The 17,412-nt window shown below is 71.3% G+C and carries 16 protein-coding genes; 10 read left to right on the top strand and 6 right to left on the bottom strand.

Annotation, left to right across the window (positions count from 1 at the left end):
* Position 1: 1 nt before the first annotated feature.
* Complete coding sequence (locus J3P30_RS01660) at positions 2-1,201, bottom strand: pyridoxal phosphate-dependent aminotransferase (protein ID WP_210479218.1); 1,200 nt, start codon at positions 1,199-1,201, stop codon at positions 2-4.
* 71 nt (positions 1,202-1,272) lie between these two features.
* On the opposite strand from J3P30_RS01660, the gene J3P30_RS01655 reads away from it, so the two are divergent.
* The 7 genes from J3P30_RS01655 (at position 1,273) to J3P30_RS01625 (ending at position 8,989) form a co-directional block, all read left to right on the top strand.
* A complete protein-coding gene (locus J3P30_RS01655; RefSeq protein ID WP_210479217.1) occupies positions 1,273-1,815 on the top strand; it encodes a hypothetical protein in 543 nt (180 codons plus the stop codon).
* A gap of 302 nt (positions 1,816-2,117) precedes the next feature.
* Positions 2,118-2,630 carry a hypothetical protein gene (locus J3P30_RS01650; RefSeq protein WP_210479216.1) on the top strand — a complete coding sequence of 171 codons (513 nt, stop codon included), beginning with the start codon at positions 2,118-2,120 and terminating at the stop codon, positions 2,628-2,630.
* A gap of 96 nt (positions 2,631-2,726) precedes the next feature.
* Entirely contained in the window at positions 2,727-4,289 is a 1,563-nt protein-coding gene (locus J3P30_RS01645; RefSeq protein WP_210479215.1) for a trypsin-like peptidase domain-containing protein, read from the top strand.
* 547 nt (positions 4,290-4,836) lie between these two features.
* Positions 4,837-5,919: a glycosyltransferase family 2 protein gene (locus J3P30_RS01640; protein WP_246852684.1), complete on the top strand. Its 1,083-nt coding sequence runs from the start codon at positions 4,837-4,839 to the stop codon at positions 5,917-5,919.
* Positions 5,920-5,921: 2 nt separating this feature from the next.
* Complete coding sequence (locus J3P30_RS01635) at positions 5,922-6,752, top strand: CDP-alcohol phosphatidyltransferase family protein (protein ID WP_210479214.1); 831 nt, start codon at positions 5,922-5,924, stop codon at positions 6,750-6,752.
* On the top strand, positions 6,739-7,620 hold the full coding sequence (locus J3P30_RS01630) for a glycosyltransferase family 2 protein (RefSeq protein WP_210479213.1): 882 nt from the start codon (positions 6,739-6,741) through the stop codon (positions 7,618-7,620). Before J3P30_RS01635 ends, J3P30_RS01630 begins: the two co-directional genes overlap by 14 nt.
* A 91-nt stretch (positions 7,621-7,711) precedes the next feature.
* Positions 7,712-8,989, top strand: coding sequence for a CDP-glycerol glycerophosphotransferase family protein (locus tag J3P30_RS01625; RefSeq protein ID WP_307807356.1), 1,278 nt, complete (start codon positions 7,712-7,714; stop codon positions 8,987-8,989).
* Between the two features lie 24 nt (positions 8,990-9,013).
* Here J3P30_RS01625 and J3P30_RS01620 read toward each other — a convergent pair whose 3' ends face one another.
* The 4 genes from J3P30_RS01620 to J3P30_RS01605 are packed head-to-tail and all read right to left on the bottom strand — an operon-like array spanning position 9,014 to position 12,247.
* Entirely contained in the window at positions 9,014-9,862 is an 849-nt protein-coding gene (locus J3P30_RS01620; RefSeq protein WP_210479212.1) for a hypothetical protein, read from the bottom strand.
* A 50-nt stretch (positions 9,863-9,912) separates the two neighbouring features.
* Positions 9,913-10,692 (bottom strand): ABC transporter ATP-binding protein, encoded by a 780-nt coding sequence (locus tag J3P30_RS01615; RefSeq protein ID WP_307807355.1) that lies wholly within the window; start codon positions 10,690-10,692, stop codon positions 9,913-9,915.
* A 1-nt stretch (position 10,693) separates the two neighbouring features.
* Positions 10,694-11,500, bottom strand: coding sequence for an ABC transporter permease (locus tag J3P30_RS01610; RefSeq protein WP_374058538.1), 807 nt, complete (start codon positions 11,498-11,500; stop codon positions 10,694-10,696).
* 54 nt (positions 11,501-11,554) lie between these two features.
* Positions 11,555-12,247 (bottom strand): NTP transferase domain-containing protein, encoded by a 693-nt coding sequence (locus J3P30_RS01605; protein ID WP_210479211.1) that lies wholly within the window; start codon positions 12,245-12,247, stop codon positions 11,555-11,557.
* Positions 12,248-13,266: 1,019 nt separating this feature from the next.
* Between J3P30_RS01605 and J3P30_RS01600 the strand changes: the two genes are divergently transcribed.
* From J3P30_RS01600 to J3P30_RS01590, 3 genes are read left to right on the top strand one after another with little or no spacing between them, the layout of a single operon-like run.
* Positions 13,267-14,112 (top strand): ABC transporter ATP-binding protein, encoded by an 846-nt coding sequence (locus J3P30_RS01600; protein ID WP_307807535.1) that lies wholly within the window; start codon positions 13,267-13,269, stop codon positions 14,110-14,112.
* Between the two features lie 22 nt (positions 14,113-14,134).
* Positions 14,135-15,706, top strand: a complete 1,572-nt coding sequence (locus tag J3P30_RS01595) for a hypothetical protein (RefSeq protein WP_210479210.1) — start codon at positions 14,135-14,137, stop codon at positions 15,704-15,706.
* Between the two features lie 44 nt (positions 15,707-15,750).
* A complete protein-coding gene (locus J3P30_RS01590; RefSeq protein WP_210479209.1) occupies positions 15,751-16,005 on the top strand; it encodes a DUF3039 domain-containing protein in 255 nt (84 codons plus the stop codon).
* An 89-nt stretch (positions 16,006-16,094) separates the two neighbouring features.
* Here the strand turns inward: J3P30_RS01590 and J3P30_RS01585 are convergent, their stop codons facing one another.
* Positions 16,095-17,411: a nicotinate phosphoribosyltransferase gene (locus J3P30_RS01585; RefSeq protein ID WP_210479208.1), complete on the bottom strand. Its 1,317-nt coding sequence runs from the start codon at positions 17,409-17,411 to the stop codon at positions 16,095-16,097.
* Position 17,412: the final 1 nt, after the last annotated feature.

Genomic DNA, 17,412 nt, shown 5'->3' with positions numbered 1-17,412 from the left:
GTCAGGGCCTGAGGCCGGCGAGCTGCGTCGCCGCCTGCTCCAGGACGTCCATCCGCTTGCAGAAGGCGAAGCGCACGAGCGAGCGGTACTGGCCGGCGAGCTCCGCGTGGCAGAAGGCCGAGATCGGCACGGCCGCGACTCCCGCGAGCTCGGGGAGCCGGCGGCAGAACTCGGCCCCGTCCTCGTAGCCGAGGGGCGCGGCATCCGCGACGACGAAGTACCCCGCCGCCGGAAGGCTGAGGCGGAAGCCCGCCGCCTCGAGACCGCTCGCCAGCAGGTCGCGCTTGCGCTCGAGGTCCGCCACGAGCTCCTGGAAGAACGAGTCGGGGAGGCGCAGGCCGGCGGCGATTGCGGGCTGGAACGGTCCGCCGTTGACGAACGTGAGGAACTGCTTCACCGCGAGGATCGCGCGCACCAGCTCTGCGGGCGCGGTGATCCAGCCGATCTTCCAGCCGGTCGTGTTGAAGGTCTTGCCGCCCGAGGAGATGGAGACGGTGCGCTCACGGGCCCCGGGCAGCGTGGTGAGGGGGACGTGCCGCTCCCCGCCGTAGACGAGGTGCTCGTACACCTCGTCGGTCACGAGCACGGCGTCGTGCCGCTCCGCGAGCTCGACGAGCAGCTGCCGGATCTCGGGGGAGAGGACCATCCCGGTCGGGTTGTGCGGATCGTTGACGATGATCAGCCGGGTGCGGTCGCTGACGGCGGCACGCAGCTCTTCGGAATCCGGCTGGAAGTCCGCGCCGCGCAGCGGGACTGTCCTGTGCACGCCGCGCCCGAGCTCGATCACGGCCCCGTAGGCGTCGTAGAAGGGCTCGAACGTGAGCACCTCGTCGCCCTCGTCGACGAGCGCGAGGATCGTCGCGGCAAGGGCCTCGGTGGCGCCGGCGGTGACGAGGACCTCGGTGTCCGGGTCGTAGTCGAGCCCGTAGAACCGCTTCTGGTGCTCGGCGATGGCCTGCCGCAGAACCGGCATGCCGATCCCCGGCGGGTACTGGTTGAGGCCCTCGGCGATGGACTGCCGCGCGACCTCGAGCACCTCCCGGGGCCCGTCGTAGTCGGGGAACCCCTGCCCGAGGTTGATGGCGCCCGTGCGCACCGCGAGCTCGGTCATCTCGGCGAAGATCGTCTTGCTGACCGACCCGTCCGCCCCGAGCAGGAGCGCGCCGTGCGCCGCCCGCTGCCACGATCCCTGCACAGCCACGGAAGGAAACGCTACAGCGCCGACTGTGGACAGCAGTCCGGAGGCCGCGACGGAGGGCCTACCGTGTTGGCATGTTCCGACCGAGGGTGCGCGTGGCGGCGGCGTTGCTCGCCGTTATCGCCCTCGGTGGGTGTGCGGGGGAGCCGGGGCCCGTCGCGTCACCGGCCACCAGCAGCGCTGCCGCAGCCGATGGTTTCAGCTCAGAGGAAGAGGCCCTTGAAGCCGCCCAGCACGCATACGCCGATTACATAACGGTGAGCGACCAGATAGCTGCTGAGGGCGGGGAGAGTCCGGAAAGGGTGCGCGGACTGCTTTCCGAGGAGGCTTACGGGCAGGAGCTGCAGGGTTTCGAGTATCTGTCCAGCAACGGACTGCGGCTTCAGGGCGCTAGCTCCTACGACTCCATCTCAGTCAAGCGTTGGGATGCGACCACGGTCGAAACGTACCTCTGCCTCGACCTATCAGCTGTCCGGCTGGTGGATCGCGCAGGCAATGATGTGACGCCACCGGACAGAGTTGACCGGCAACCCTTCGAGGTGAATTTCGTGCGGGAACCGACAGGTCAAGTGCTGATTAGCAGGAACTCCGTATGGGCCGGCGACAACTTCTGCTAGCCACAGCATTCCTGCTCGTTACATCCCCGCAACTGGTGCTGACGTCGTCGGCGGATTGCGGCCGTATCGAAGCTCTGTCAGGCGTTTGCGGGAATCCTTCTCCTCCCACCTCGGCAGCCCGGGTGAACGGCGGTGCGGTGGATGTCTCCGCTGAGGTGCGCACCGGGGGGCGCGGACCTTCCTCTGATGGGTCCTCGACGGGCGGCGGCGCTCCAGAGGTCGAGTGGGTATACCGCGACGCGAACTCCTGTTCCTCCTCGGACCCGATCGCCGCCGATGTCGCCTGCCGTGACGACCTCAGCGTGACGCTGGACGGGACGGACATTCCCTGGCAGCCGATCACGATCGCGGACCTCGAGAGCTTCCGGCCCGACCTGCCGCTGCTGTCCGCCGAGCCGGCGGGCTGGGCCGTCGTGGACCTTCCTGCGAACTTCGTGGCGCACGCGGAGCAGCAGGTGGTTTCCGGGATCCTCCTCGGCGAGCCGGCGGAGGTGCGATTCACGCCCGTCTCCTTCACCTGGGACTACGGCGACGGAGAGAGCCGCACGACGAGCGAGCCCGGCGCTTCCTGGAGCGCTCTGGGAGTCCCCGAGCTCACGGCCACGTCGACGAGCCATGCCTATCACGAGCGCGGACGCGTCCAGGCCGAGCTCACCGTCACGTACGGTGCGGAGTATCGCTTCCTCGGCCCGGAGTGGATCCCCGTGGTCGGCACGCTCGAGGTGACGACGTCACCGACGCCGATCTCCGTCGTGACCGCGGACACGATGCTGGTCGTGGGCGACTGCCACTCGGCCGGCGGGCCGGGCTGCTAGGCGGTTCATAGGTGATCCTGTGGGCCGCCATAGCGTCGATTAGCGGTACGCCCAGGGAGTGCAGTCATGCTGGAGGGGCACTGAGAGGAGCTCCACATGACCGAGAACCCGCAGACCCCCGAGGGTCAGCCGAGCGAGCGCCCCGCCTCCATTCCGGCTGCGGGATCCGAGAACGCCCCCACCGAGCGCATCCCGGAGAGCCCTGCCTCTCCCGAGACCCCGGTCACCGCTGCATCCGGACACGGCAGTCCGGCCGAGCAGCAGCCGGCCCAGGCGCCGGGCGTGGAGCCCTATGGTCAGCAGGACCCGAACGGCGCATACCCAGCGGGGCCGGCCGCCTCCTACCCGAACGCGGAGCCATCGGCAGCGCACGACTCCGGCGCCGCTTTCGGCTCCGCCGCGACCGCGCAGTACCCGGCCGCGGACGCCACTGCCCCTGAGCAGAAGCCTGCGAAACGCGGCCTGCTCCTCCCGGTGATCGGCGCCCTCGCGCTCGGTGCGCTGATCGGGGGTGGATCCGGCGCCGGCATCTACGCGCTCGCGACCGGAGCGGACGGCACGCGCACCGTCAGCACCACCACGGCGCCGAACATCACGGTGAACCGATCCGAGGACGCCACGAACACCACGGCCGTCGCAGCGAAGGCGGCGCCGTCGGTCGTGACCATCGCGGTGAACGGCAACAACTCTGGCGGAACCGGTTCCGGCGTCATCCTGACCGAGGACGGATACGTCCTCACGAACACCCACGTCGTGACTCTCGACGGCGCCACCGCCGATGCCGAGATCCAGGTCACGACGAGCGACGGCCAGATCTTCAGCGCGAGCGTCGTCGGCACGGACCCGATCGTGGACCTCGCGGTCATCAAGATCGAGGGCGCGTCGGGGCTCACGCCGATCGAGTGGGCGGACTCCGACGAGCTCAACGTCGGTGACGGCGCCGTGGCCATCGGTGCGCCGCTCGGGCTGAGCGGCACCGTGACGGACGGCATCGTCAGCGCCCTGAATCGCAGCATCACCGTGGCGTCTTCCGCGGTCCCCGAGCAGCCGGGCGACGACAGCGAGGAGACGGAGCCGGACCCCAGCGACCCGTTCGACTTCTGGAACTTCGACATCCCCGGCCAGGAGGGCGGCAGCGCCGGAGCGTCGAGCAGCATCTCGCTCCCCGTGATCCAGACGGACGCCGCGATCAACCCCGGCAACTCGGGCGGCGCGCTGCTGAACACGGACGGCGAGCTCATCGGGATCAACGTGGCCATCGCCAGCGCGGGCTCGTCCAGCGGAGGCGCCGGCAGCATCGGCGTCGGCTTCGCCATCCCGTCCAACCTCGCGGAGCGCGTCGCGGACGAGCTCATCGAGGACGGCCAGGCCTCGCACGGCTTGCTCGGTGCGACGGTGGCGGATGCCGGCACCGAGGTGCCCGACGCGCAGCTCGCCGGCGCCTACATCGACAGCGTGACGGCCGGCGGTGCCGCCGACCAGGCGGGCCTGCGGCAGGGCGACATCATCACCGAGTTCAACGGCAAGCCCATCACGTCTCAGACGGACCTCACCGCGCAGGTGCGCTACCTCGCCGGCGGCGCCGACGCCGAGCTCACCTACGTGCGCGACGGCGAGCGGACGGAGGTCAGAGTCACGCTGGGCGAGCTCCAGCTCTGATCGCTCCTACGGAGGCGGGGTCCGGCGCGGGAGGGTAACGACAGCGCCGGACCCCTCCTGTCTGCCTCTCGCCGCCCCGGCACCCGTTCCTCGCGCTCAACAGGCAGAAATGCCGTCAGCAGGCAAAGTCGGCCCGTTTTTGCCTGCTGGGCGACAGATTGCCTGTTGAGCGAGAGAAGCCCGGGTCGGCCGTGCGGGGCGAGGGAGGCGTCCGGGGTTTCCCGCCGACTCCCGTATCCACTCCTGGCCCTCAACAGGCAGAAATGACGTCAGCAGGAAGAAGCGGCCCGTTTCTGCCTGCTGGGCGACGAACTGCCTGCTGAGCGAGAGCAGCCGAGGTCCTCCCGGACGGAAGTCCCGGGCCAATTGCCGATTCGAGCGTCCGCTCATGACCCTCAACAGGCAGGAATGCCGTCAGCAGGCAGAATCGGACCGATTTTGCCTGCTGGACGACAGATTGCCTGTTGAGCGGGAGGAGTCGGGAGCCGACCCCCGGGCAAGAAGGCCCCCGGGTCCGCCATCCGGGGCCGCTGATACACTCCGAACGATGGCTGAGCATCGCCCGAAGACCCCTCCGCGCCCTGAGGGCAACCGGGATCTCGGCCCCCTGCCCGCCGTCTCCTACGTGATGCCCGTGCTCAACGAGGCGGATCACATCGAGGCCGCCGTGGCGAGTCTCATCGGCCAGGACTACGCCGGCGACTTCGACATCATGCTGGCCCTCGGCCCGAGCACGGACGGCACCGACGAGGTCGTCGCGCGCATCCAGCGGGATGACCCACGTGTGCGCACGACGATCAACGAGCTCGGGACGACGCCCGAAGGGCTCAACCTGGCGATCCGTGCCACCGCGAACCCGATCGTGATCCGCGTCGACGCGCACTCGGTGCTGCCGACCGACTACACCCGCATCGCCGTCGAGACCCTCCTCCGGACCGGTGCCGCGAACGTCGGCGGCGTCATGGCCGCGGAGGGCGTCACCCCGTTCGAGAAGGCGGTGGCGCTCGCGTACGGCTCCCGGGTCGGACTCGGCGGCACCCCGCACCACGTCGGCGGCCAGGAGGGACCGGCGGAGACGGTCTACCTGGGCGTCTTCCGGCGCGACCGGCTCGAAGCCGCCGGCCTGTTCGACGAGAACATCCGGCGCGGCCAGGACTGGGAGCTCAATCGCCGCCTCCGCGAGCTCGGCGACGTCGTGTGGTTCAACCCGGCCCTGCACGTCACCTACCGGCCCCGGTCCAGCTATCGGAAGCTCGCCCGGCAGTTCCTCAGCACGGGACTGTGGCGGGGCGAGCTCGCGCGCCGGCATCCCTCGCAGAACGGCATCCGCTACTTCGTGCCGCCCGCCATGGTGCTGAGCGTCACGGCGGGACTGCTCCTCGGCATCCTCGGACTGGTCCGGACCGCGGCCGGTCGGGGCTCCCGCTGGCCGCTCCTCGGGTTCGCGGCGCCCGCGGTCTATCTCCTGTTCGTGGTGGCCGCCACGCTCCTCGTCGCGGCGAGGTCGGGACTTCGTACCGCCCTGTGGTTTCTTCTAGTGTTGCCCTGCATCCACTTCTGCTGGGGCACTGGGTTCTTCTTCGGCGTCGCCAAGCTGACCCGCAACATCCAGGCCTACACGGGAAGGTGACGATGGCGACGGCCGCCTCCCCTTCCCGCCCCTCCTCTATCGCCGAGCTCAAGCGCATCGCGCAGCCGCCGGAGGTCCGGCTCCGCCGGAACGCCGAGCACTGGACCGCGTCGCTCTACCTCCGCTCGCTCTCCCCGTACCTCACCTGGCTGCTGCTCAAGACCTCGATCTCGGCGAACGGCGTGACCGGCCTCATGATCGTCGTCGGCTGGAGCACGGCCGCCGCCCTCCTGATCCCGGGCCTCGGCGGGGCCGCCCTCGCGGTCATCCTCGGCCAGCTGCAGATGCTCGTCGACTGCTGTGACGGCGAGGTCGCCCGCTGGCGCGGCACCTCGTCACCCGCCGGCGTCTTCCTCGACAAGGTCGGGCACTACACGACCGAAGCTCTGATCCCGATCGCCCTCGGCATCCGCGCGGCCGGCTACCCCTTCGAGGCGCCCGAGGACTTCCTCTGGACGACGCTGGGGCTGCTGCTCGCCCTCGTCATCGTGCTCAACAAGGCCCTCAACGACATGGTCCACGTCGCCCGGGCGAACGCGGGCCTCGACAAGCTCGCGGACCACCGCGACGAGGCGGTGCCGTCCCAGGCGCTCGTTGCCCGGCTGCGCCGCGCCGCGCGGTTCGTCCCGTTCCACCGCCTGTACCACTCGGTCGAGCTGACCCTCCTCGCCCTCGGCGCCGCGATCGTCGGCACGATCCTCACGCTGGCCGGCGTCGACGACGGCCAGCTCCTCGCGGATCGCTGGCTCGTCGGGCTGCTCGTTCCGCTCTCGATGCTCGCCCTCGCCGGCCACTTCGTGGCGATCCTCGCGTCGAAGCGTGTCCGGGGCTGAGCCGGCCGTCGGCGTCGTCGTCCTGACCCAGGGGACACGGCCTGCGGACCTCCGCCGCGGCATCGAGAGCGTCCTCGCGCAGAGGGACGTCGCCGTCGACGTCGTGATCGTCGGCAACGGCTGGGATCCCGCCACGGACGCCCTTCCCGGCAAGGTCGGCACGCTCGCGCTCCCCGAGAACGTCGGCATCCCGGCCGGGCGCAATGCCGGCGTGCCGCACGTCGCCGGCGACTACCTCTTCTTCCTCGACGACGACGCGTCGCTCCCGTCGCCGGCCTTCCTCCGCGACGCCGTGCAGCTGATCCGCGCCGACCCGACCATCGGCCTCGTACAGCCGCGAGTGGTGGATCCGACCGGCGTCGCCTCGCCCCGGCGCTGGATCCCCCGGATTCGCAAGGGAGACCCCGCGAGGTCCAGCCCCGTCTTCTCCTGCTGGGAGGGGGCGGTGCTGCTGCCGCGTCCGGTGTTCGACGCGACGGGCGGCTGGGCGAACCCGTTCTTCTATGCGCATGAGGGGATCGAGCTCGCGTGGCGGGTCTGGGACACCGGAGCGCGCGCCTGGTACGCCGGCGAGCTCGTCGCGAACCACCCCGTCATCCAGCAGACCCGGCACCCCTACTACTGGCGGCTCAACGCCCGGAACCGGGTGTGGCTCGCGCGCCGCAACCTCCCCGCACCGCTCGTGCCGCTCTACGTCGCCTCCTGGACCCTGATCCACGCGCTGCGTTTCGCCCGCCGGCCGTCCGGGGCGCGGGCGTGGCTGAGCGGATGGTGGGAGGGGTGGCGCACCGACCCGGGGGAGCGCCGCCCGCTGCGGTGGGCCACGGTCTGGCGGATGACCCTCGCCGGACGGCCGCCGATCGTCTGACGCGCAGCCCCTGGCGGCAGGGCTCGCCCCGACGGCCCTCGCCCTTGGCCCACCCACCGGAGCGGCGACCCGGCCGGGCTACCCTGAACGAGTGGGATTGCTGCGGGACGCGGGGCTGGCGTGGGGGATGGCGAAGCGCCTCGTTCGCGGAAGGATCCTGCATCGGCGGCTCGAGCGGCGCCTCGCGGCGACCGCGCCCCTGCCGAAGGGGCACTACGAGATCGGGGTGTACTTCGCCGACGGTCCCGTGAACCTGTACCAGATCCGCCAGTGGTACAAGCCGCTGCTGGAGCTGAGCGCCGCCCACCCCGTCCTCATCCTGAGCCGGTCGGCTCCGTCGGCGCTCACGATGCTCGACGAGGCGCCTCTTCCCGTCGCCTTCGTGCGCCGGGTCACCGACCTCGAGCAGGTGGTCGCCGAGCAGCCGCTCAAGCTCGTGCTCTACGTGAACCAGAACGCGCGCAACTTCCAGATGATGCGGTACGGCCGCCGCTGGCACGTGTTCATCAATCACGGCGAGAGCGACAAGATGTACATGACCACGAACCAGTTCAAGGCCTACGACTACGCGCTCATCGCCGGTCGGGCCGCTCGGGAGCGCCTGGGCCGGGTCCTCTGGGACTACGACTTCGACAAGCGGGCGATCCAGATCGGGCGTCCGCAGGCCGACCACTACTCCGGGGACCTGCCCTACACCCCGGACGATCGCATGGTCGTCCTGTACGCGCCGACGTGGGAGGGCGACCGGGGGGCGGCCGCGTACGGGTCCATCGCCTCGCACGGCGTCGCGCTCGTCCGGGCCCTGCTCGCCACCGGGCGCCACCGCGTCGTGTATCGCCCCCACCCGCGCAGCGGCGTGGTGGATCGCGCGTACGGCGCGGCGAACCGGCAGATCATCGAGATGCTCCGCCGCGCCAACGCGGCCGACCCCAGCGCGCAGCACGTGCACGACACGGGACCGGACCTCGGCTGGCAGCTGGGGGCCGCCGACGTGATGATCTCCGACATCTCCGCGATGGTCTACGACCGGCTGGCCGCGGGCAAGCCGCTGCTCGTGGCCCGACCCGTGAGTCCCGAGGCCGAGATCGACGCCGGCGGCTACCTCGGTGACGCCGAGTGGCTGGATGCGGCGGACGCCGGCGGGATCGTCGACCGCCTCGACGAGCTCCAGCACGACGAGGCCGCTGCGGCGCGGCTCGCCGCCTGGGTCGAGCACTACTTCGGGGACACGACACCGGGTGCGACGACCGCCCGCTTCCACGCCGCGATCGAGCACCTGCTGGACGAGTGGGAGCGGCACGCCCGCCTGCACGCGGGGGACGGCCCCTCGAGCCACACTCCGGACCCGGACGACCCGGCCGAGGAGTAGCGGTCGCTGCTCTCCGGTCGAGCGCTAGGAGCCGGTGGAGGACGGGGTCGCCGAGGCCGCCTCGTCGGTGCCGTCGGCCGCCGGAAGTGCCGGTGTCTGGCGCGCCTCCTTGCGGCGCCGCGCCATCCCCACGAGCCCGGGGAAGCGCTTCGGCGCCTCACCGGTCGGCCCGCGGTCCTGCGGCTCGAGCTCCGCCCGGAGCACGAGCGGCGGGGGCGGGAACGCCTCGCGCGCGGACTGCACGACCTTGCGACCCAGGAGGCGGTTCCCGGTGCCGCCGACGACCGCGCCGATCCCGAAGGGGACCAGCCGGCCGAGGACCGAGCCGCCCTGGCGGACGACGAAGCGCTTCATGAAGCTCTTCTTGATCCTGTCGGTGAGCTGGCCCACGACCGCCTTCGGCAGGCTGTTCGTGATGAGCTCGCCCCAGTAGGCGTTCAGGGGCTGACCGCCGCGGCCGACCTGGCCCGCGAACTGCCGCACCAGGTCCTTCCCGCTGGCACCGAGCATGAGCGCCATCACGAGAGCCCGGGAGCGCTCCGGCTCGACGACGGCGATCCCGTGGATCTCGGCCACCGACTGCGCGAACAGCGCGCTGGCCTCGAGGAACGCCGCGGTCTCGGCCCCGCTCAGCACCAGCGACGCGCCCGTGCCGACGCCGGGAACCGCCGCGCTGGCGCCGACCGCCGCTCCTCCCGCGGTGACCGCGTTCAGGTAGTCGCGCTCCAGCACGCGGATCAGCTGCTCCGGGGTCGCGTTGGGGTGACGTCGGCGGATCCGGCGGATGTTCGCGAGGACGAGCGGCCGGTGCACGGCCATGAGTCCGTCGAAGGTCTTGACGACGACCTGGGGCACCTCGTTCTCTTCGGCCATGCCCGAAGTCTACGAAACGCCCCCGGGCACCCCGCGGGGGGTGGACAGGGTCAGCTCCCGCTGTCCTTCGAGTACCGGGCGAGGACGTCCTCGATGGGGCCGTCGAGCGCGAGCCGCCCCTTGTTCAGATACAGGCCGCGGGTGCAGAACCGCCGGAGGTCCCGCTCGCTGTGGGAGACGAAGAAGAGGGTGCGTCCCCCGTCGAGCAGCTCCTGGATGCGCGCGTAGCACTTCTCGCGGAACGCCCGGTCGCCGACGGCGAGCACCTCGTCGACGAGGAGGATCGGCTCTTCCAGCCGCGAGATGACGGAGAAAGCCAGCCGCACCTTCATGCCGCTGGAGAGATGCTTGTAGGGCGTGTCGAGGAAGTCGCCGATCTCGGCGAAGTCGATGATCTCGCCGAACCGCTCGTCGATCTCCCGCCGTGACATGCCGTGGAGGCCGGCGGTGAGGTAGACGTTGTCCCGCACGGAGAGGTCGTCGACGAAACCTCCCGTGATCTCGATCAGCGGCGCGACGCCGGCCCGCACGGCGACGGTGCCCTCGTCCGGGAGCACGACCTCGGCGACGAGCTTCAGCAGCGTCGACTTGCCCTGGCCGTTCCGCCCGACGACGCCGATCGCCTCACCGGGGCGCACGGTGAACGAGACGTCGCGGAGCGCCCAGAACTCGTCGGGGCGGAGGCGGCGGTTGCGCCCGGAGAAGAGGTCCTTGAAAGTCCGACGGCCGCGGCGGTTCCTGCGGAACCGGATCCCGGCACCGCGCACCTCGATCACGGGCGCTCCGGCATCGAGTGCCGCGGCGCTCGCCGCCCTGACCTCGCTCGTCACGTCAGATCTCCTTCAGGACGGCGCGCTCGGTCCGGGCGAACACGAGCAGGCCGATCGCGAGGAGCGCGACCGACATCGCCGCTCCGACACCGACGAGGTAGGGGTCGAACTCGGACCCGAAGAAGCTCGAGCGGTAGAGGCTGAACAGGCCGAACAGCGGGTTGAAGGCCGCCCAGGCGTGGAGTCCCTCCGGCAGGTCGCGCGCGCTGTAGATGATCGGCGAGGCATAGAAGAGGAAGCGGAGGATGAGCTTGACCGCGCGCTCCAGATCGCGGAAGAAGACGACGAGCGGAGCGACGATCAGCCCGACCCCCGCCGTCAGGACCGCCTGCATGAGCAGCGCGAGGGGCAGCAGGGCGACGCCGGCGGTGAGCGAGGCGCCGCTCACGATCGCGAACGCGGCGAGCACCGGGATGCTCAGGAGGAACTCGATGCCCTTGGAGAGCACGAGGCGGTTCACCCAGATCGTCCGCGGGATCTTGGTGGAGCGGACGAGCTTCGCCTCCCGCAGGAAGGCCCTGGTCGCGTCGCTGACCGCGCCGTTGAACCACATCCACGGCAGCAGCGCCGACAGCAGGAAGACGATGTAGGGCTCCTCGCCGACCTGCCGCTGGAACACCTGGGTGAAGACGAACCAGTAGATCCCGGCCATGACGAGCGGGTCCAGGATCGACCACAGGTAGCCGAGAGCGGACGTCGAGTAGCGGACCCGGAGGTCACGTGTCGTGAGCAGCCAGAGGATCTGCCGGTAGCGCCGGCCGCCCGTCGCGCGCACCCGTGCGGGAGCCTGGACTGCGGCCGTTGTCACGCCGAAACTCTACCCACCGGCCCCGACGGGACCGCGATCCGGGACCGGGTCGGATCAGACGAAGTGGTTCGCCCGCTCGAGGTCCTCGGCGAAGTCGATCTCGACCGCGTACAGGTCGGAGATGTCGACGGGCTCGACGAGCATGCCGTTCTGCTCGATCGCGAGCTCGATGCCGCGCTCGAAGTAGTCCTGGGCGCCCACGCGGGCGAGCTGGCGGATCAGCGCCGCCTTGTCCCGGCTCGAGACGTAGTTGATGCCGACGGCCTCGCCGAGCGCGTTCTTGACGGACTTCGAGAGCTCCTTGATGTAGCCCTCCGCGGTCGTCGTGTACTTGACCTCCTCGTCGGACACCGAGGAGGTGTTGACGGTGACGAAGGACTGGTCGCGCTCGATCCACTCCTTGCAGCGGACCAGGACCTGGGGCGAGAAGACGACGTCGCCGTTCATCCAGAGGACGCCGCCGGGGCCGGACGCCTGGAGGGCGCGGAGGAGGCTCTTCGACGTGTTGGTCTCGTCGTAGCGCTCGTTGTAGACGTACTTCGCGTCGGGGAACGCCTCGATGATGTGCTCGAGCTTGTAGCCGACGACGGTCGTCACGGTGGCGTCCTTGCCGAACGCGTAGCGGATGTTGTCGAACTGCTGCCCCATGATGGTGCGGCCGTCGCTCAGCTCGGTGAGAGGCTTGGGGAGGGAGCGACCGAGCCGCGATCCCATTCCGGCGGCGAGGATGACGATCTGGGTGCTCACGGTGTTCTCCTGAAGTTCATGCAGTCAAAGTCGAACCGACACCCTTGTTGGCCCTGACCATGGTAACCGGGGGGTCCGCGTGTGGGGTATGCTCTCGCCCCCTTCCGTGTCCGGATCGTTAGCATCGGCGTCACATCGGAACGCACCTCGCCGGAAACCAGGGCGGAGCGGTTGGTAGCGTTGAGCAGGTGAGTGACGTGCCCGAGCAGCTTCCGTCCTCCGACGCGGGCGCCCAGGCCCCCGCTTCCACCTCATCCTCCCCGGCGAGCCCCGCGGAGCGGGCCGCGACAGCCGGAGCGAGCGCGAAGACCGGTGGCGCGAAGGCCGCCTCTGCGAAGCCTGCCGGAGCGAAGTCGGCCGCCGCGAAGGCCTCGGGCGCCACCGCGGCCGGCGCGAGGAGCGCCGGAACGAAGAGCGCCGGCGCGGCGAGTGCCGAGAAGAGCACCGGCGGTGCCGCGCGTCCGAAGGCCGCCCCCCGGAAGCGTGTCGCCACGGCCAAGGTCGCCGCCGCTGACAGCGCCCCCACCACGGACGCCGCCCCGGCGACCGCCACCGCCGACGTGACGGCTGCCACCGACGGGACTGCTGACACCGACACGGCGGGCGTCAGGGAGGCGAGCGTCCGCACGACTTCCGCCACTGTCGGGACTGCCGCCACCGAGCCGACGACCGTCGACGCGAACGCCGTTCGGCAGGCACCGACCGCGCTCCCTACGGCTGCGGACAACGCGCCTGCGGCCGCGGACGCCGGCGACACCGCCGCGGAACCCGTGCCGGCGGCCAAGAGCGCACCCAAGAAGAGCGGAGCCAAGGCCGCGCCCAAGCGATCCGGAGCGGGTGCGCGCCCGGCCTCCGCGAGCAGGGCAGGCGCGACGCGCGCGCGGACGAAGACCGCTGCGGAGGACGCCGTCGAGACGACGGTCGCTCCCGCCCCGGACGCCTCCCGCGCCGCGGTCGCTGAGCCCCCCGCCGCTCCGGCCGCCGCCGCTCCTGCCTCGGAGACCCTGCTTCCGCCTCCCATCACCGTGCAGGCGCCGCCGGCGTCACCGAAGCCCCGGCCGAAGCGGACGCCGAAGCGCCCCGCCGCGCCGACGCGCGAGCTCGGCGAGGTCGTGCTCTCGATCGAGGGGCTCACGAAGCGGTTCGGTCAGACGGTCGCGGTGGACGACCTCAACCTCCAGGTGCGTCAGGGGTCGTTCTACGGCATCGTCGGTCCGAACGGCGCGGGCAAGACGACCACGCTGTCGATGCTGACCGGGCTGCTGCGCCCGGATGCGGGCCGCGTCACCGTGCACGGCATCGACGTCTGGGGCGACCCGGTGCGGGCGAAGCGGGCGATCGGCGTCCTCCCGGACGCGCTCCGGCTGTTCGACCGCCTCACGGGCGCTCAGCTCCTGTACTACGCGGGGACGCTGCGCGGGCTCGACGGGGAGACCGTCCGCCAGCGCTCGCACGACCTCGTCACGGCGTTCGGGATCGAGGACGCGGTGGACCGCCTCGTCGCGGACTACTCAGCGGGCATGACGAAGAAGATCGCCCTCGCCGCCGCGATGATCCACTCGCCGCGCCTGCTCGTGCTCGACGAGCCCTTCGAGTCCGTCGACCCCGTCTCGGCCGCCAACCTCAACGAGATCCTGCAGAAGTACGTGGCCGCGGGCGGCACCGTCGTGCTCTCGAGCCACGGCATGGACTTCATCCAGCGCGTCTGCGACCACGTCGCGATCATCGTCGCCGGACGGGTGCTCTCCGCCGGGACGATGGACGAGGTCCGCGGCGAGGAGTCCCTCGAGGATCGCTTCGTCGAGCTCGCCGGCGGTCGCAAGGCCGCCGAGGGCATGGAGTGGCTCCACCACTTCTCCGACTGACCCGGACGGACCTCAGACGCTCGTGCTCCCCGTATTCCTCCGCCTGAAGCTGCGGCTCCTCGTCAACTCGTTCCGGCGCAGCCCGTGGCAGGCGGTCGGCCTCGCCGTTGGCGTGCTCTACGGGCTCGGCGTCGCGGTGTTCGGCGCCGTCGGGCTCACCGCGCTGCGCCTCGTGGACGCCGACGGGGCGAGGACGATCGTCGTGATCGCGGGGTCCGCCATCACACTCGGCTTCCTCCTCGTGCCGCTCGTGTTCGGGGTCGACGACACCCTGGACCCGCGACGCTTCTCGCTGTTCGGCATCCCGAACACGCGCCTCGCGACGCTGCTCGCGGTCTCCGCACTGATCAGCGTGCCGTCGATCGCCCTCGCGATCATCGCGCTGGCCTCGGTCGTGACCTGGTCCCGGGATCCGGGATCCTTCGTGCTCGCCGTCCTCTCGGCGGCGCTCATCCTCGCCACGTGCGTCCTCGGCGCGCGCGTCACGACGTCGGTCGCGGCGTTCCTGCTCGCGTCCCGCCGCGCCCGCGAGTTCATGGCCGTGGTCGGCATCCTCGTGCTCGTCCTGCTCTCCCCGGCGGGCGTCGTGCTCGCCAACGCGGACTGGAGCGCGAACGGGGGAGCACCGGCCCGGACGCTCGCCGACATCCTCGCCTGGACGCCGCTCGGCGCGGCGTGGGCCTTCCCCGGCGACGCCGCCCGGGGTGACTGGGGCGGCGCGATCCTGCACCTCCTCTTCGCAACCGCGTTCGTCGGGGTGCTCTGGCTCGCCTGGCGGGCGCTCGTCGCCTGGATGCTCGTCACGCCCGAGCGCGAGGCGAGGGTCAAGGCCTACACCGGTCTCGGCTGGTTCGACCGGCTCCCGGCCACGCCGGGCGGCGCGGTCGCCGCGCGCAGCGCGACGTACTGGATCCGCGACCCCCGCTACCGGGTGTCCCTGCTCATGATCCCGATCACGCCGTTCCTCATGATGGTGCCGCTGCTGTTCGTGGGCGTGCCCGTCGAGGCGCTCGCGCTGATCCCGGTGCCTGTCATCTGCCTCCTCCTCGGCTGGTCGGTGCACAACGACGTGGCCTACGACAACACGGCGATCTGGCTGCACGTCGCGTCGGGGACGCCGGGGCGCGCGGACCGCTGGGGACGCCTGTTCCCCGCGCTCGTGCTCGGCATCCCGCTCCTCATCGTCGGCTCGGTCGTGAGCGCCGCCGTCCATGGCGACTGGATCGTCGTGTGCGGCCTGCTGGGCGTCGGTGCCGCCCTCCTCTTCGGCGGCATGGGCTTCTCGAGCGTCCTGTCGGCGCGCTTCCCGTACCCGGTGGTCCGGCCGGGGGACAGCCCCTTCAGTTCGCCGCAGAGCACGGGCGCGACGAGCGCGGTCGTCCAGTCGGTCGCGTTCCTCGTGTCGGTCGTGCTCGCGCTTCCCGCTCTCGGGTTCGCCGCCCTGGGCCTGTTCGGACCGGACGGCTGGTTCTGGGCGTCGCTCGCCGCCGGCCTCGTCGTGGGCCTCCTCGCGCTCTGGGCGGGGGTCCGGTTCGGCGCCCGCATCTTCGAGCGCCGCGGGCCCGAGCTGCTGAGCGCCGCCCTCCTCAACTGACCGTCGTCCGGCTCCGCGCTGGTGTCCCGGCGTAGACTTCCGGCATGGCGGATGAGACCGGAGGCGGCACCTCGACCCTCGATCGCGAGCTTCAGGAGCTCCTCGAGCGGGAGCAGGTCGACGAGGGCGACCACGACCGGTTCGCCCACTACGTCCGCAAGGAGAAGATCGTCGAGTCGGCGGTCACCGGCAAGCCGGTCATCGCGCTCTGCGGCAAGGTCTGGGTGCCGGGCCGCGACCCGTCGAAGTTCCCGGTCTGCCCGACCTGCAAGGAGATCTACGAGTCCCTCGCCGAGTAGGGGCGCTCCCGCGCTCGTTCGGCCGACGGCGCGGAGCGGCGCAGCGGGCTCGGCTCGCGTTCTCCTGAAGCGGGCTCAGGCGGGTGCGCTCAGCGGTAGACGGTGGGCAGGACGGGATCGCCCGCGCTGAGCCGGAACGCCTCGGGCGGCAGCTCGCGGACGACCTCGGCGTGGTGCTCCCGGGCCCGCTGCGTGCCCGCGGCGCCCAGCCACTGCGTGTCGGCGACCCCGTCGCTCACGAGGGGGACGTGCAGGGCACGCTCCGTCTCGCCCGCCGCGGGAGCGGATGCGGCGCCGTGCGCCTCGACGCGGACGACCTCCGCCGTGGCGATGCCGTCGCGGGCGAGATTTCGGAAGCCGTGCTTGCGTCCGCCGACGCTCGCCTTGTTGCTGGACTTCTTCGCCACCGACACCCACGCGCCGTCGTCGTCCTTGTGGGCGACGAGCTTGTAGACCATGCCCGCGGCGGGGTGCCCGGATCCGGTGACGACCGACGTGCCGACCCCGTACGAGTCGACGGGGGAGGCGCTGAGGGCCGCGACGCTGTACTCGTCGAGGTCGCTCGTGACCGTGATCCGCGTGCCCGTCGCCCCGAGCCCGTCGAGCTGCCGGCGCACCTCGGCCACCTGGCTGGCGAGGTCGCCCGAGTCGATGCGCACCGCGCCCAGCTCGGGACCCGCGATCTCCACCGCCATCCGGACGGCAGTGGGGACGTCGAAGGTGTCGACGAGCAGGGTCGTGCCCTTGCCCTGCGCGGCGATCTGCGCGCGGAACGCCTGCTCCTCGCTGTCGTGCAGCAGGGTGAACGCGTGCGCGGCGGTCCCCATCGTGGGCAGCCCCCACGTTCGCCCCGCCTCGAGGTTCGAGGTGGACGAGAAGCCGGCGATCCAGGCGGCACGGGCCGCGGCCACGGCCGAACGCTCGCCCGTGCGGCGCGACCCCATCTCGGCGACCGGGCGCCCCGCGGACGCGGACACCACGCGAGCGGCGGCGGTCGCCACGGCGCTGTCGTAGTTGAGGATGCTGAGCACCACGGTCTCGAGCAGGACGCACTCGGCGAAGGTCCCCTCGACGACGAGGATCGGCGAGCCGGGGAAGTAGATCTCGCCCTCGCGGTAGCCGGTGATGCGGCCGCTGAACCGGTAGTCCGCCAGCCAGTCGACGGTTCCCGCGCTGACTACGCCCTCATCGGCCAGCCAGGCGAGCTCGTCGTCCCCGAGCTGGAAGTCGGCGACCGCCTGCACCAGGCGGCCCGTGCCCGCGACGACGCCGTAGCGTCGCTCGCCGGGAAGGCGCCGAGCGAAGACCTCGAACACGCTCTCCCGCTCGGCCGTGCCCGCCTGAAGGGCAGCGTCCACCATCGTGTACTCGTAGCGGTCGGTGAGAAGCGCCGTGCTGTCCGTCACC

Source organism: Naasia sp. SYSU D00948 (genome assembly GCF_017916515.1).
Lineage (GTDB): Bacteria > Actinomycetota > Actinomycetes > Actinomycetales > Microbacteriaceae > Naasia.
This window is presented reverse-complemented; position numbering and strand designations above follow the sequence as displayed.

Excerpts from the sequence above, each read along its gene's own strand:
- J3P30_RS01620 (WP_210479212.1), bottom strand. The coding sequence starts at position 9,862 with ATGGCCGAAGAGAACGAGGTGCCCCAGGTCGTCGTCAAGACCTTCGAC.
- J3P30_RS01640 (WP_246852684.1), top strand. The coding sequence starts at position 4,837 with ATGGCTGAGCATCGCCCGAAGACCCCTCCGCGCCCTGAGGGCAACCGG.
- J3P30_RS01645 (WP_210479215.1), top strand. The coding sequence starts at position 2,727 with ATGACCGAGAACCCGCAGACCCCCGAGGGTCAGCCGAGCGAGCGCCCC.
- J3P30_RS01655 (WP_210479217.1), top strand. The coding sequence starts at position 1,273 with ATGTTCCGACCGAGGGTGCGCGTGGCGGCGGCGTTGCTCGCCGTTATC.
- J3P30_RS01635 (WP_210479214.1), top strand. The coding sequence starts at position 5,922 with ATGGCGACGGCCGCCTCCCCTTCCCGCCCCTCCTCTATCGCCGAGCTC.
- J3P30_RS01590 (WP_210479209.1), top strand. The coding sequence starts at position 15,751 with ATGGCGGATGAGACCGGAGGCGGCACCTCGACCCTCGATCGCGAGCTT.